10 protein-coding genes and 1 pseudogene are annotated in these 13,849 nt (G+C 55.9%); 3 read left to right on the forward strand and 8 right to left on the reverse strand.

Translation table 11 applies throughout. From position 1 onward, the window contains the following. Position 1 precedes the first annotated feature (1 nt). A pseudogene (locus tag VI01_RS22260) lies at positions 2-909 on the reverse strand (ABC transporter substrate-binding protein). Between the two features lie 218 nt (positions 910-1,127). Between VI01_RS22260 and VI01_RS22265 the strand changes: the two are divergent. After that, the gene (locus tag VI01_RS22265) at positions 1,128-2,594 is read left to right on the forward strand and encodes an MFS transporter (RefSeq protein WP_038648028.1); all 1,467 of its coding nucleotides are present in this window, start codon (positions 1,128-1,130) and stop codon (positions 2,592-2,594) included. Positions 2,595-2,622: 28 nt separating this feature from the next. Here the strand turns inward: VI01_RS22265 and idi are convergent, their stop codons facing one another. The 4 genes from idi to VI01_RS22285 form a co-directional block, all read right to left on the reverse strand. Further along, positions 2,623-3,156, reverse strand: a complete 534-nt coding sequence (idi, locus tag VI01_RS22270) for an isopentenyl-diphosphate Delta-isomerase (RefSeq protein ID WP_038648030.1) — start codon at positions 3,154-3,156, stop codon at positions 2,623-2,625. 340 nt (positions 3,157-3,496) lie between these two features. Further along, positions 3,497-5,059, reverse strand: a complete 1,563-nt coding sequence (locus tag VI01_RS22275; RefSeq protein WP_045816659.1) for an MFS transporter — start codon at positions 5,057-5,059, stop codon at positions 3,497-3,499. Between the two features lie 104 nt (positions 5,060-5,163). Beyond that, on the reverse strand, positions 5,164-6,228 hold the full coding sequence (locus tag VI01_RS22280) for a Gfo/Idh/MocA family protein (RefSeq protein WP_045816660.1): 1,065 nt from the start codon (positions 6,226-6,228) through the stop codon (positions 5,164-5,166). A gap of 10 nt (positions 6,229-6,238) precedes the next feature. Next, positions 6,239-7,408, reverse strand: coding sequence for a Gfo/Idh/MocA family protein (locus VI01_RS22285; RefSeq protein ID WP_045816661.1), 1,170 nt, complete (start codon positions 7,406-7,408; stop codon positions 6,239-6,241). Positions 7,409-7,604: 196 nt separating this feature from the next. On the opposite strand from VI01_RS22285, the gene VI01_RS22290 reads away from it, so the two are divergent. Beyond that, positions 7,605-8,672: a LacI family DNA-binding transcriptional regulator gene (locus VI01_RS22290; protein WP_045816662.1), complete on the forward strand. Its 1,068-nt coding sequence runs from the start codon at positions 7,605-7,607 to the stop codon at positions 8,670-8,672. Positions 8,673-9,068: 396 nt separating this feature from the next. On the opposite strand, the gene VI01_RS22295 is transcribed toward VI01_RS22290, so the two are convergent. Both VI01_RS22295 and VI01_RS22300 read right to left on the reverse strand, forming a co-directional pair. Next, entirely contained in the window at positions 9,069-10,964 is a 1,896-nt protein-coding gene (locus tag VI01_RS22295) for a methyl-accepting chemotaxis protein (RefSeq protein ID WP_045816663.1), read from the reverse strand. A gap of 175 nt (positions 10,965-11,139) precedes the next feature. Further along, the gene (locus tag VI01_RS22300) at positions 11,140-12,249 is read right to left on the reverse strand and encodes a suppressor of fused domain protein (protein WP_038648045.1); all 1,110 of its coding nucleotides are present in this window, start codon (positions 12,247-12,249) and stop codon (positions 11,140-11,142) included. Between the two features lie 114 nt (positions 12,250-12,363). Between VI01_RS22300 and VI01_RS22305 the strand changes: the two genes are divergently transcribed. Next, a complete protein-coding gene (locus VI01_RS22305; RefSeq protein WP_231638577.1) occupies positions 12,364-12,768 on the forward strand; it encodes a hypothetical protein in 405 nt (134 codons plus the stop codon). 2 nt (positions 12,769-12,770) lie between these two features. Here the strand turns inward: VI01_RS22305 and VI01_RS22310 are convergent, their stop codons facing one another. Continuing rightward, complete coding sequence (locus VI01_RS22310; protein WP_045816673.1) at positions 12,771-13,634, reverse strand: oxygenase MpaB family protein; 864 nt, start codon at positions 13,632-13,634, stop codon at positions 12,771-12,773. Positions 13,635-13,849 lie beyond the last annotated feature (215 nt).

Genomic DNA, 13,849 nt, shown 5'->3' on the forward strand with positions numbered 1-13,849 from the left:
CTTACAGCAACTTATTCTGCTGTAGCCACTGCTTCGCCACCTGGCTGGCATCCTGACCGTCAACCGCAATCTGCGCATTGAGCTGTTGCAGGGTTTTCTCATCCAGCTTACTGAACACCGGCTGTAACCAATTGCCGATGTCCGGATACTGTTTCAGCACGCTTTCCCGAATCACTGGCGCAGGCGCATAGATCGGCTGCACCCCTTTAGGATCGGTCAGGGTTTGCAGTCCGAGCGCTGCTACCGGGCCATCGGTGCCATAAGCCATCGCGGCATTCACGCCAGACGTTTGCTGCGCGGCCGCTTTGATGGTCACCGCTGTATCACCGCCTGCCAGCGACAGCAGCTGTGACTGATCCAGCTTGAAGTTGTAGGCTTTTTCAAACGCAGGCAGCGCATCGCTGCGTTCGATAAATTCCGCCGACGCCGCCAGCTTGAAGGTGCCGCCTTTTTTCAGGTAAGCGCTGAGATCGTCGAGAGAGTTAAGATTATTTTTCTGAGCCACATCGCCGCGCACCGCAATGGTCCAGGTGTTGTTGGCGGGCGCTGGGGTTAACCACACCAGATGGTTTTTATCCGCATCGAGCTTTTTCACCTTCTCATAGCCCTGCTGCGCATTTTTCCAGGCCGCATCTTTCTCATCACTGAAGAAGAACGCGCCGTTACCGGTATATTCCGGGTAGATATCCACTCACCTGCGGTGATGGCTCCGCGCACGACCTGCGTGGTGCCGAGCTGGATCTTGTTAACCGTTTTCACCCCATGTTTATCCAGCACCTGCAGAATAATGTTGCCTAACAGCGAGCCTTCCGTATCAATCTTTGAACCGACCTTGACCGGATCGGCGGCATTCGCTGCGCTCACACCCATCGCGAGTGCGATTATCCCCAATAAACCCTGCTTAATCATGCCGCTGTCCTCTGCTTATGTTTTCAGTCTGTGACTATCAAGCGTAGCCTGGCGAAACAGGATGGGGGCGGTCAAGCGCCTAAGTTCGAGCTTTTTCTGCTATTTAATGCACATTGCTTATAACCCATTCGCAGGACATATAACCAAATGGAATTTTTATTGGGTTTCAGTAGGCTTATTCTCATAGGCCCACTCTTTACAATAAAATACATAACATCATGTCCGATTTAGCTTCTCCGGCGCACGTCGCGCTGGCAGGGAATGCGCCAACTGGCGAAACCAAGTGGATACGCAGCGCGGCTGACGTGTCGAATCTCGTTAACAACAGCAACGAATCACGCAGCAATGCGCGCATCGTGGTGGCCATCGCCCTCGGCGGTGTGTTCCTGGATGCCTACGATCTCGGCGCACTGGCCTTTGGTATCAAAGATGTCACGCGCGAATTTAACCTGACGCCGACCGGCACCGGCATGGTGGCCTCTGCGATTACCTTCGGCGCGATTGTGGGTGCGCTGATTGGCGGTTATCTCACCGATAAAATTGGCCGCTACCGCGTGTTTATGGCCGATATGTTCTTCTTTGTGATTGCCGCCCTCGCCTGCGCCTTTGCCCCTAATGAATATGTGTTAGGCGGTGCGCGCTTTGTGATGGGGCTTGGTGTTGGCATCGATTTGCCGGTCGCCATGGCGTTTCTTGCCGAGTTTTCTAAACTGCGCGGGCAAGGGAATAAGGCCGCCAGCGTGGCGATGTGGTGTCCCACCTGGTATGCGGCGATCAGTATTTCCTATCTGCTGGTATTGCTGCTGTATGCGGTGCTGCCGGAGAGTCACACCGATTGGTTATGGCGGCTGATTCTTGGTTTCGGCGCGGTGCCGGCGTTGCTGATCATCGCCATTCGCAGCCGTTATATGAGTGAGTCACCGGTATGGGCGGCCAATCAGGGCAATCTGCACGGCGCCGCGCAGATCCTGCAGCGCTCTTACAACATCAATGCACACGTTGCGGATGATGCCGAACTGACGCCCGCTAAACCGGTGCGCAAAGCCAGCTGGCGCAACTATGGCGCGCTGCTGCAGGGGGTTTATCGTCGCCGAACTATTCTGGCCACCGTGACCTCTATTGCTTCATCGTTTGCCTATAACGCGGTGGCTTTTGGCCTGCCGGTGATTATTTCCAGCTTCTTTGCGCAATCGATGCTGACCACGATTTTGGTGTCACTGGCGTTGAATTTGCTGTTCGCTTTCGTCGGTGGCTTGCTGGCCGTGCGTCTGGTGCCGCGTCTCGGCGCGTGGAAGATGTCGGTGGCGGGTTACAGCTGTCAGTGCATTGCCCTGTTGGGTTTAGCGCTGATTGGTCGCCCGGAAGGCGGTGAACAAGCGGCATTGGCGATTGCGATGCTGGCGCTGTTCCTGTTTGGTCAGGGGTTCGGTCCGGGTTCGCACACCATGACCTTTGCCTCGCTGAGCTACCCGGCTTCACTGCGTGGCGTGGGTGTTGGCTTTAACCAGACACTGATGCGCGGCAGTTCAACCGTGTCGCTGTTCCTGTTCCCACTGCTGGTGGCGGCCTTTGGCACTGGCGTGTTCTGGGTGATTTTCCTTGCCCCGCTGATTGGCTTGCTGGCGCTGCTGGCGATTCGCTGGGAACCCTCAGGCTACGATGTGGATGCGGAAGACTTTGTGTAAATAACAACGCCCCATCACGGGGCGTTTTTTATGCGGTCAGGCGGAAATCGCCGAACGTATGGGGAATGCGTGGGAAGGTGTGCAGGAACCAGGGCGTAAATTGTTCGGGCTGATCCTGCATCTCCTGCTGAATCTGTTCAACCGAACGATAACACCACGCATCCGCTTCTTCCGGATTGAGTTTCGGCTCAACATCACTAATGGCAAAGAAGACGTGACCGTACTCGTGCTCGGTCAACCCATTGCTAAGTGGCAGGTTGTAGCTCAACTCGAACACCGGGGTCAGTGCCAGTTGCATCCCCATCTCTTCACGCAAGCGACGTTCAGCCGCATCGCGGGTCGATTCCTGCGGATAAGGATGCCCACAACAGGTGTTGCTCCACAGGCCGCCACAATGATATTTACCGTTAGCACGACGTTGCAATAGCAGTTCATGGCGCGAATTGAACACGTAGACCGTCACCGCACGATGCAGCAATCCTTTCTCATGTACTTCCAGCTTTTCCATCTTGCCGGTGGGACGATCGAGGTGGTCGACGAGAATAACTTCAATGGCGGGCATGACAACTCCTTCAGATAATTCTCAGCTATTGTACACAACCTTAAAGACCGAAACTGAGGAAATCGCGCACATTCCGTGCGCTTAAGTGGCGAAATTTAAGCTTAGCAGTCATCAGACAAAGCGGTAACGACGACGGAGGCAGAAATCATATTGATCGGCGCTGAGCAGAATAAAGCTGTCGTAGTCACCAGCTGAACTGCGGTTGCGAGCGCCATTACGGCCCCTTTGCATCCCACGTCATCGCATCTTTAAAAAGCTCGAACGGTATAAGCGCGCAAAAGCTGCCATTCCTCACATGGCAGCCCTATTTGCAAAAATCCCAAACGGGGAGGCATACGTTCTAAGGTCGCCCCTTCAGTTTTAGCTCGGATTCGATCGTCGTATCGCGGGCAGTTGTGTGACGGGTTGCGCCCCACACTTCATCATATTCATAGCCAGTGAGATCTTTAATCACCACACGCGTTTCAGCATCGCAACCTCTCGCCGTGCCACCCAGTTTGCGGCGCGCCACCTCTTTGATCAGCAACTTATGGCTACGCTGCGTCAGTTTGAATTTAAAAGTCAGCCAGAAGCTCGCCACCAGCAGAGCCGTGGTGACAAACACCATCAACCCGACAATCGCATGGATGGCGCTTTCTGGTTGCGCGCCGTTGCCTTTCACAAAACCACTCTCCTGCAGCACGATGCCAATCATGAAAATGGCGATGGCCACCGAACTTTTACGCGTCAACACCATGACACCAGCAAATATCCCTTCACGTCGCTTACAGGTCACCATCTCATCAATATCGGGAATAAAGCTGTAGATGTTCCACGGGATGTAAAACAGCCCGGCGCGTACGATGCCCAAAAACAGAAAGACTGCGCTGAACAGCAGCGTGGGCACCTGCCATTGCCACAGATAAACCGCAAACAGGAACAGGAAGATGACGACGATACTCAGGTAGGAGATCCGTAGCGCGTTGGAGGGCGTCATATTAAAGCGGCCCAGCAGCATCATGAAAATGAAGGTGCCGGGAATCGACATAAACATCATGTTGCTCAGCAGCAGCGAAGCCAGTGAGGCATCCTGCTTCAGGCCGTAGATTACGAAATAGGTGAACACCGCCAGAAACGCATCCATCGCGGTGAAAGAGCAGATATAGATCAGCAGATGCTGGCGGAACGCTTTGATTTTGAAGGACGATGCCAGATCGACAAACAGATACTTTAGGTGGGCCTTCAGGCTTCCCTGGCGTGCCGAATGTTGCGCTACATCCTCTTCCGGCTGGATGTCTTTGGCCTCCCAGGTGGTCAGCCAGGTAATAAACACCGCCACGCAATAAATCACCGAGAAGATGACGCCGGTCAGCGTATAGGTAATGGCATTATCTTTACCGGTATAAGTCATGATGACGCCCGGCACCGAAACAGCGAGGAAGCTGCCGAGCGCCGAGAACATCAGGCGCACGCCCGAAAGACGTGTGCGCTCGCTAAAGCGATTGGTCATCTCCGAGGACAAGGTTTCCCACGGCACCAGCACCATCGCTGACAGCAACTCGATGGTGAGATAGGTGCCGAGATAGTACCAGTAGCCCATATCCGTGACCCACAGTGCGCCATACAGCATCATCAAGGGAGAGGAGATCAGCAGGAAGAAACGACGGCGGCCAAACTTACGTCCCAGCCAGGTGTTGCCGAAGTTGTCGGTAATGTAGCCCATGATTGGGCTTAATATCGCGTCAATGACGCGGGCGATGGCAAATATCGAGCCCGCTTCAAACACCGATAATCCGCAGTAGGTGGTATAGAAAAACAGCAGCCAGGTGCCAATCACCGCAAAGGCACCGCCGCCAAATAAATCCGTCAGGCCGTAGCCGATTGCGACGCCATAACCGACGCGACGTTCTGTAGGTTTAACCATCGATCCGATTCCTGTTCTGGTAGGGTATGTAATAGCGGCAAGGTGCTATGCCCTGCCGCCGTTGTTATCAACAGAATTGGAAATCAACTTATTGGGCCGGGATGCTATCCCGCATTGGCTAACATCTGCGCTTTGACACAGAGTTCCGCCGCCTTAAAGGCATGGGCTTGCGTCATGGCGTGCTCTGTACGATGGAGGCAGTCGTTAATCAGCTGTCCAAAGAACGGGAAGCCCACTTCGCCGGAGACGGCATAGCGGAACTCGCCCTCTTTGTTCACCAGATACACCACATCCTGCTCGCCACGCGTGAGATCGGTGTATTTGCGAATCTCGATGTAACCGTCTGTGCCGAGCAACGTCATGCGCCCATCGCCCCAGGTCGATAAGCCGTCCGGCGTAAACCAGTCGCAGCGGAAGTAACCGGTGGCGCCGTTCTCGCCTGCCAGCATCGCATCGCCAAAATCTTCAAATTGCGGATGTTGAGGATGGCGGAAATTCCGCACCTGACTGGCCACCACCGTGGCTTCGCTGTTGCCGGTGTAGTAGAGGAATTGCTCGATTTGATGGCTGCCGATGTCACACAGGATGCCGCCAAAATAGCGACGCTGATAGAACCAGTCGGGCCGTCCGGTGCCTTCACGATGTGGACCCGTGCCAAGGGTTTGCACCACCTGGCCGATAGCCCCTTTTTCCACCAACTGCCCGGCAAACACGGCGCTCTCCACATGCAGACGCTCGCTGTAATACACCGCATATTTGCGCCCGGTTTTAGCGCACATCGCTTTGGCATCTTCCAGCTGTTCCAGGCTGGTGAGCGGGGCTTTATCCGTGAAGTAATCCTTGCCCGCCGCCATCACTTTCAGCCCCAGTGCACAGCGTTCTGACGGAATCGCCGCGCCTGCTACCAACTGCACCTGCGCATCGGCCAAAATGGTCTCCAGCGAGTCTGCGATCTGCACCTGTGGGAATTGCTGCACAAACTTATCGACTTTGGCGGCATCGGGATCAAATACCCACTTTAGCGTGGCTCCGGCTTCGGTCAGGCCATTGCACATGCCGTAAATGTGGCCGTGATCCAGTCCGGCCGCCGCAATGATAAATTCCCCCGGCTGCACCACCGGCTGCGGTTTGCCTTTCGGCGCGTAGTTCATGCCATCCTGCTTATTCATGGTTGTTTCCTCACGCAAAGTTTTTGCCCAATGGGATGTCATCGACATCGGCGAAGTTGTCGACCGAAGCCTGTTTTTCATAGAAGTGCGGTGCATGGGCGGTCAGGCCGCCGGTGCGATAAAAGGCATCATCTTTAGGGATAGGTAACGAGACGGTGCTTTTGGTGATGGCCGATTTGTAGATGGCGGTAATCAGTTCCAGCGAGCGTTTGCCCTGCTCGCCATCAATCAGCGGTGCACGCTGCTGCTCAATCGCCGAGAAGAAGTCATCGACCTGTCCGGCGTGCAGCGTCCAGGTGAGAGGTGCGGTGCTGGCATGCAGGCGGTCCAGCTCGCGCTCCAGCGCCAGATTATTCTCTTTTTCCGGGAAACCATTCTCCGCTGCCTGCATGGCGACCGCTTTCCACGGTGCCGACAGGCGCGCGTTCTCTCCCTGCAGCACGATTTTCTGATCTTCACCGTGATGCACAACGGAAGCGGTCAACTGCGCCAGCGTGCCGTTGGGATAGCGGAAAATCGCGGCGCTGAGGTCTTCCACTTCGGCGTTGTCATGTGCCACGTTGCCGATCATCGCCACCACTTCACTGGGCGCACCGAGCATCCACTGCATAGCATCAATGTGGTGAACCGCATGGTTAAGCGTGCAGCCGCCGCCCTCTTTTTCCCAGGTGCCGCGCCACCACAGGTCGTAGTAAGAATGGCCACGCCACCAGAATGAATCGATCTGCGCGTGGCATATTTTGCCTGCCAGCCCCGAATCCACCGCGGCTTTCAACTGCCAGAACACATCAGTGAAACGGTTCTGCGCCACCACTGACAGAATTTTGCCGCTGGCTTTTTGCGCGGCAATCATCGCATCACACTCTTCCAGCGAAGCCGCCATCGGTTTTTCGCACAGCACATGCTTGCCCGCCTGCAGGGCTGCAATAGTGTTTTCCGCATGCACATAAGGCGGCGTACAGACATCGACCACGTCGATATCCACGCCCTCGGCCAGCATCTCACGGTGATCGTGGTAAACCCTGACATCGTGCAGGCCGTAGCGCTGCAATTTCTCCCGCGCTTTTTCGGGATACATATCCACCACCGCGACAATTTTGCCGCGCTCTGGAAACTGCAGAAACGCCTGGATATGTGAATTGGCGATGTTGCCCATGCCCACTATGGCAATTTTTAACATGGTGATTCTCCGCTCATGGCCGCTGTTGAGGTGTCTGCGAGGAACATAAAAAAGCGCTGCTAACCGGACAATCTGTTTTTGTGAGAATGCTCGCAGAGCGATGCAGGAGTTTGTGAACCAAATGTAAAACCGTCTTAATATCAGTCCACTGCGTCTGCAAAAACTTGCAAAAAATGATTGGGATGGGGATCACACTATGGCCGGCAAGCTCAGGATGGACGAAATTTCAGCAATTACGGGCTACTCGGTCAGTACCGTTTCGCGCGTGCTGAGCGGAAAATCCTACACCAGTGATAAGGCGCGTGAGGCGATTGTCGACTGCGCCCGTCGACTGGGCGTCTTGCAGGAAATGGTGAGTGGTCGTCTGCTGATCAATGACATTGTGGTATTTGCGCCGGGACGCACCTTCACGCCACGCGGCGATCACTTTTATCATGAGGTGACGCGCGGGATAGCCGAGGCATGCGCATCGCATGATGTGCATATCAGCTATTGCCCGCTAGAAGAGCAGCGCGCCGATGTGAAACTGTTTCTGGAGAAAGCGAGTGCGAAAAATATCAGCGCCATCATCATCATCGGTACCGACGATCAAGCGATCTTTAGCCTGGCGGCATCACTCGGCAAACCCTGTGTGCTGATTAACTCTCGTGATAAAGATATGCGGCTGGATGCGGTGTCCCCCGATCACCGGGCGATTGGTTTCAGCGCTATGCAGCATCTGTTTGAGCAAGGCCATCGCCGGGTGTTGACTGTCACCTGTCTGCGGCGTGAGACACTGTTTTTGCGTCTGGAAGGGATCAAAGACGCTTACCGCCATTTTCATATGCCGTTTAATGCGCAGCAGGATTTGATTGTCATCGAAGCTTACTCCTCGCAGGACACCGAGATCGCACTAAATCACTGGCTGGATACACACCCACGCGATCAATGGCCTGATGTGATTTTGCCCGGCGGCAAAGGCATTATTACCGGCGTGCAGAATGCACTGCTGTCACGCGGCTTGCGCATTCCCGAAGATATTTCGCTGATGACGACAGATTTAGCCAGCCGGCTGGAAGGATCGCCAGAGATGCCGATCACCGGCTTTGCGGTGCCGTGTCGCGAGCTGGGTTATGAGGCGATCCAACTGATCCAGAACCGCCTCAATCGTCCGCAGTCGTCGATTTACAATCTGTTGTTGCAGGGAAAACTGGTGGATCGCGGTACGGTGGCGAATGCCACTCGCCATGCCGCGCGTGAGGAGATCCGTAACGCGTTTCCGTAAGGTGACCCAAAGCAGAAACGAACGTAATAAGAACATCGTGCTTGCGCACCCAAACCCAATGTCAAATCCTCGGCGCTGAAATAACCCTTTGAGTCACCAATCCATTCAAGCCTGAAACACATAGCCTTTTCTAACAAGCCACACAAAAGTTAAGAAGCAAGCTGGTGTCGCGCAGGGGCAGGCAATCCGCAGCGCCGAACAGAGTGAGTCTGCCAGGAAAGACCGCATGGATGCGGTCGAAAGGCTGGGCTGGAACAGGGATGTTCCATCCCAGCCGGTCCGTCAGGCGGACGAATGACGTGAGGGTACCGCGTCAGCGGCGCGAGGACAGTCGGCCCCTGCGCGGCACCAGATTGCGTTATCACTTGGGGTTTAGCAGCCTGCTATAAGCCAGCCTTACAACTTAAAGCTCTGCACCACCAGCTCCAGCTGTACGCTCTGCTCTTCCATCGCGCGCGCGGCAGCCGACACCTGCTCAACCAGAGCGGCGTTCTGCTGGGTGCTGCCATCCAGCTGGGTGATCGCCTGGTTAACCTGCTCAATGCCCATACTCTGCTCGCGGCTGGCAGACATGATTTCACTCATCAGGGTGGTCACACTGCTCACGCCCTGCATCAGCTCATCCATGGTCTGTCCGGCTTGTTCCACCAGCTGGCTGCCGGTATCGATATTCGCCACCGACTCCTCAATCAGCTTCTTAATCTCACGCGCCGAGTTCGCGGAACGTTGCGCCAGATTACGCACTTCTGACGCCACCACGGCAAACCCACGACCCTGCTCACCCGCTCGGGCCGCTTCCACCGCCGCGTTAAGCGCGAGGATATTGGTCTGGAAGGCGATGCTGTCAATCACACTGATGATATCCACCACTTTACGGGATGAGTGATTAATCGCCCCCATGGTGATGACCACCTGACGCACCACATCCGTTCCGCGCGCCGCCACCTGCGAGGCGCCGTCCGCCAGTTGATTGGCGTGGGTGGCATTGTCGGCGTTCTGACGTACCGTGCCGGTCAGTTCTTCCATTGAAGCCGCGGTTTCAACAATCGAACTGGCCTGCGATTCGGTACGAGCAGACAGATCGGCGTTGCCGCTGGCAATTTCACGTGAGGCAGAGGTAATCGCCAGTGCGCTGTCGCCCACCTGACGCATCAACCCCTGCAGATACTCAATAAACTGGTTAAAGCTTTGCGCCACCGCGTTAAATTCCGGGCTGTTGCTGGCAGGCAGACGCTGAGTTAAATCCGCGCCGCCAGTCGAGAGCGCTTCGATATTGCGATTCAGCAGGCTAAGACGTTTCATCATGGCGCGCACAAAGCCGAGCAGCACCAGCAGCAGAATTACCGCCAGCGGGATCTGCACCAGGCCCAGGCGAGTCAGCATGCTGTGAGTTTGCGCATCCAGCAAACTGGACGGCACATCGCTGGCAAGATACCACGGGCTACCGGCAATCGCCTGCAGGAACAGCGTGTGCTCGCCATCTTCGCCTTTAAAGGTGGTTTGCGTAGGCTGATTACCTGCCTGGCTCAGCAGACCTTTCAGCGCACCCGCCATCGGCAGTTGCGTATCCGCGAGATTTTCCAGCTTCGGTGCGCCTTCCAGCAGTGCGGCGTTGCCCACCACTTTGCCATCCGCTTCCACGATCAACACACGTCCGTGAATGGCGTCGCCCATCTGTTTCGCCAGTTGGTTGAAGAAACCGAGCGTTACGTCGATGGTTGATACCCCCCAGACCGTGCCATCACGATAAATCGCCATCGCACAGTTGGTACGCGGCTGCGGGCTGGCCGCATCCTGATAGGCTTTGGCCCAGGCACACTGCCCTTTGGCCGCGGCCATACCGTCTTTGTACCACGGCTGCTCCCAGTATTTGTCCGCTGCATCGGAGTTCCAGTAGGTGTTGACCTGTAACTGGTTGCTGGCGTTACGGGCGAAGAACGAACTGTCTTTTTCCTTCGCCGGATCGCGACGATTAGGCAGCGGCCAAATACCGCCGCCAAACACGTTGCTGTCCTGATACTGGTTCACCAGCGCAGGTAGCAAGTTGTCGATGGACGCGCTATCCATCACGCCTGCGGCTTCGGTAATGGCACGTTGCTGCGCCTGCACGCGGTTCATCTGCTCGACGATACGTCCCGCCAGGCCATCCACTTCATAGCGCACCAGACGGCTTTCGTTTTGCGTTAACTGCGGAGCGATAAACTGATTGATCACCACCACGGTAACCAGCATCAGCACCACGAAAAATGCGACCAGCGTCGCGGTAAAACGAGATTGTGTAGTTTTTAACATCGATGTGCCCTTACCCTGGTTGGCGAGTTGCCTGATCGAGGTTAACGGCGTGTTGCAGGGGAACTTGAGGTGCGCCAGATCACAAAAATGCAAATAGTTGATTTAGGTGATCATTAGGCGGGTGACTAACGTTGCGCTTACTGAGTCGCGTGCGGGCAACCGCCCGCAGAGAGGGCTATTGCGGCGGATCCACCACTTCCTGACGTGGCCGAAATACATGGTCATTACCTTCTGCCTGCAAACGCTGCAGCAGCTGTTGTCCACCGCGATCGTCGGCCTGAGCAAACTGACGTTCCGCTTCGGTGATTGGGGTGGCCCACAGCAGATTCGGCCGATCGCCATCGCGCTTGGGCAGTCGGAACTGGGCACCTTCCGGTGCTAAGCCATTGGCCAGCAGGAAGCTCTCGAAGCCCACTGGCGCCACTTCCGATGCCAGCGTATGCCCTTCGCCAATCCACGTCAGGCGCGCCCACGGCAAGTGCGCGAATTCGGCCAGCGCGCTGGCCATCTGCACCGCATTGGCTTCGGTCATCACTTCGCCGTCCACTGCCATCGCCAGCTCAACACGGCGGTACTGCGGGGCCAGCTCATCAAACAGGTAATCCACTTGCGGCATGGGCCGAATCCCCATACCCAGCGTGAGAAAAACCCACACGCCATTGTGCCAGTGCTGAGAGATGGCCATTGGCGGCCAGCTCCCCTGATCGATGGCGTAATACTTTACCGACTCACCAAACTGCGCCTGGTAGCACTGCATCAACTCATGCTGCACAACATCCCATAAATGGCCGTCATGCCAGTCACGCCAGAAGTGCCGCTGCTGCTCGGCGCGAGCATAGTAATCATTGGTGGAGGCGGAGCCGAGCGGCGCGGTCAGGCGATTCTCTTTGATGCAGCCCGCGGAGAAACTGACCTGCTTATCCTGATACAGACTCCAGCCAGGGATCACCGCCAGCAGTTGGCCGTAATACCACAGGGCTGCGCCGTCATCACTCGGTTCCCACAGAATCTGTAGACCGGCAGGATCGAGCATCGGCTCGGCTTCCAGGGTGCGGCAATACTCTGCGCTGAGCAGTGGCGCAATGCCCTGCTCCATCGCTTCACGATCTTCACGCGCCGGTGCAGGCAACAGATTGCGCAGCCAGCAGCCGCGCACCGCATACTGGCTGCGAAACAGATCGTTCGGCCAGATGTAAAAGTAGGCTGTGCGCGCATCCTGTTCGACGATAGCGGTGAGTGTGTTTTGCTGATTTGGCACCTCAGCAATCAGAGGTTGGTGTGTCATAACGCCTCGACAAAGCCTTGAGGGATCCATTTTCCCTGAGAATAGAGCAGGATCGGCACTCGCACCACGTGACACAAGGGTAAAACTCTCAAAGTGCAGTCAGGAAGAGTGAGAATGGCTGATGAATGCCAGCACAACGCCCTGACAAACTTCAAATTAATTCGCGATTCATTTGCCGCCTCGCATGCTATTGTCTGCACATTCCTCCTTGCGGAGCTGCTCAGCATGGTGCTGCAAAACCTTGATTTGAACCTGCGCGATGTCGTGATTTTCGCGATTTTGGTGTGGCTGTTTCTTCGCTATACATGGGTGATGTCAGCGCTCACGTTCATGCTCGGTGGTGCGGTGCTCTTGGTGTTGTTACCCACCGACATTTACTACAGCTTGCTGCCATTAGCGCTGCTGGGAGTGGGATTAGGGATGCTGCTTCATCATTATCAGCAGCGCCAGCTCACTCTTAAACGTGAAGCCCGCACACCGCGTACCTACACCAAAAAGCAGGACGAGCTGCATTTGTAGCGTTAGCGTCCCATGCGTTGCATGGCGCGGGAATAAGCCCCGCGCTGAATCGACCAGCGCAGCAAACCGGCAATCACCGCGATCTCTTTATCCACGCGCCACTGTGTCAACGGGCTGATCGGCTGCTGAATTTGCTGTTGCGCCCAGTCCGGTAGCAATCCCATCCCGGCTTTTAGCATCACCCGCATCGCCGGTTTCGCCTGCCAGCTTGGGGCCGGTGCATTGATTAATAGCTGCATCACTTCCAGCGTGCGTTCATCGCAAATCAGTTCCGGGCGCATGGCCTGCAGATAAGCGTCCACCGCCTGCACCGTTTTCGGTACCTTTTCCGCGCCCAGCGCTTCGGCGATGAGCGCCGCTTCATCGTAATAGCGATCCTGCTCGGCCAGCGAGAGCTGCGGATTTTTATAGCGCAGATGCGCGGCGAGGAAGCGGCTGGTTTCCGCCACGTGCACCCAGGTCAGTAAATGCGGATCGCTGGCGGCGTAAGGTTGCCCGGCGTTATCAATACCGGTGACGCGCAGGTGGATACTTTTAACGCGCTCGATCAGGATGTTGGCATCCTGCGTGTTACCAAAGGTGGTGACAGCGATGAACTGGCTGGTGCGCCGTAAACGGCCCAGCATGTCCTGACGAAAGTTAGAGTGATCCCACACCCCCGCCAGCGCTGCCGGATGCAGCATTTGCAGCATGAGTGCGCTAATCCCACCGCACAGCATCGAAGGGAAATCGCCGTGCACACGCCAAATCACATGATCGGGGCCAAACAGACCCGGATCGCCCAACGGTTGCGAGATATCGAATTCGTTCAGTGCGAGGCCATTCAGGCGAAAGACTTGCTGCTGGATGCGGTTACGAAGATTCATGGTGTCTGGATGATGAGCTGATTGACGTAGCAGGCATAAATGCCAACCCTGTAAAATCTGGCAAGCAAAGCATTGCAGGATCAGCACTCAGGCCAACCCTGCAAAACCTGGCAAGCATGGCGTTGTCAGATCGGTTTTTAGGTCAACCTGACAACACCCCGCCAGCATAGCATTACAGGGACAGCATTCCTGCTGACCCTGTGCCAAATCGCACT

Source organism: Pantoea sp. SM3, from assembly GCF_000963995.1.
Classification (GTDB): domain Bacteria; phylum Pseudomonadota; class Gammaproteobacteria; order Enterobacterales; family Enterobacteriaceae; genus Pantoea; species Pantoea rwandensis_B.

Excerpts from the sequence above, each read along its gene's own strand:
- VI01_RS22265 (WP_038648028.1), top strand. The coding sequence starts at position 1,128 with ATGTCCGATTTAGCTTCTCCGGCGCACGTCGCGCTGGCAGGGAATGCG.
- idi (WP_038648030.1), bottom strand. The coding sequence starts at position 3,156 with ATGCCCGCCATTGAAGTTATTCTCGTCGACCACCTCGATCGTCCCACC.
- VI01_RS22275 (WP_045816659.1), bottom strand. The coding sequence starts at position 5,059 with ATGGTTAAACCTACAGAACGTCGCGTCGGTTATGGCGTCGCAATCGGC.
- VI01_RS22280 (WP_045816660.1), bottom strand. The coding sequence starts at position 6,228 with ATGAATAAGCAGGATGGCATGAACTACGCGCCGAAAGGCAAACCGCAG.
- VI01_RS22285 (WP_045816661.1), bottom strand. The coding sequence starts at position 7,408 with ATGTTAAAAATTGCCATAGTGGGCATGGGCAACATCGCCAATTCACAT.
- VI01_RS22290 (WP_045816662.1), top strand. The coding sequence starts at position 7,605 with ATGGCCGGCAAGCTCAGGATGGACGAAATTTCAGCAATTACGGGCTAC.
- VI01_RS22295 (WP_045816663.1), bottom strand. The coding sequence starts at position 10,964 with ATGTTAAAAACTACACAATCTCGTTTTACCGCGACGCTGGTCGCATTT.
- VI01_RS22300 (WP_038648045.1), bottom strand. The coding sequence starts at position 12,249 with ATGACACACCAACCTCTGATTGCTGAGGTGCCAAATCAGCAAAACACA.
- VI01_RS22305 (WP_231638577.1), top strand. The coding sequence starts at position 12,364 with ATGGCTGATGAATGCCAGCACAACGCCCTGACAAACTTCAAATTAATT.
- VI01_RS22310 (WP_045816673.1), bottom strand. The coding sequence starts at position 13,634 with ATGAATCTTCGTAACCGCATCCAGCAGCAAGTCTTTCGCCTGAATGGC.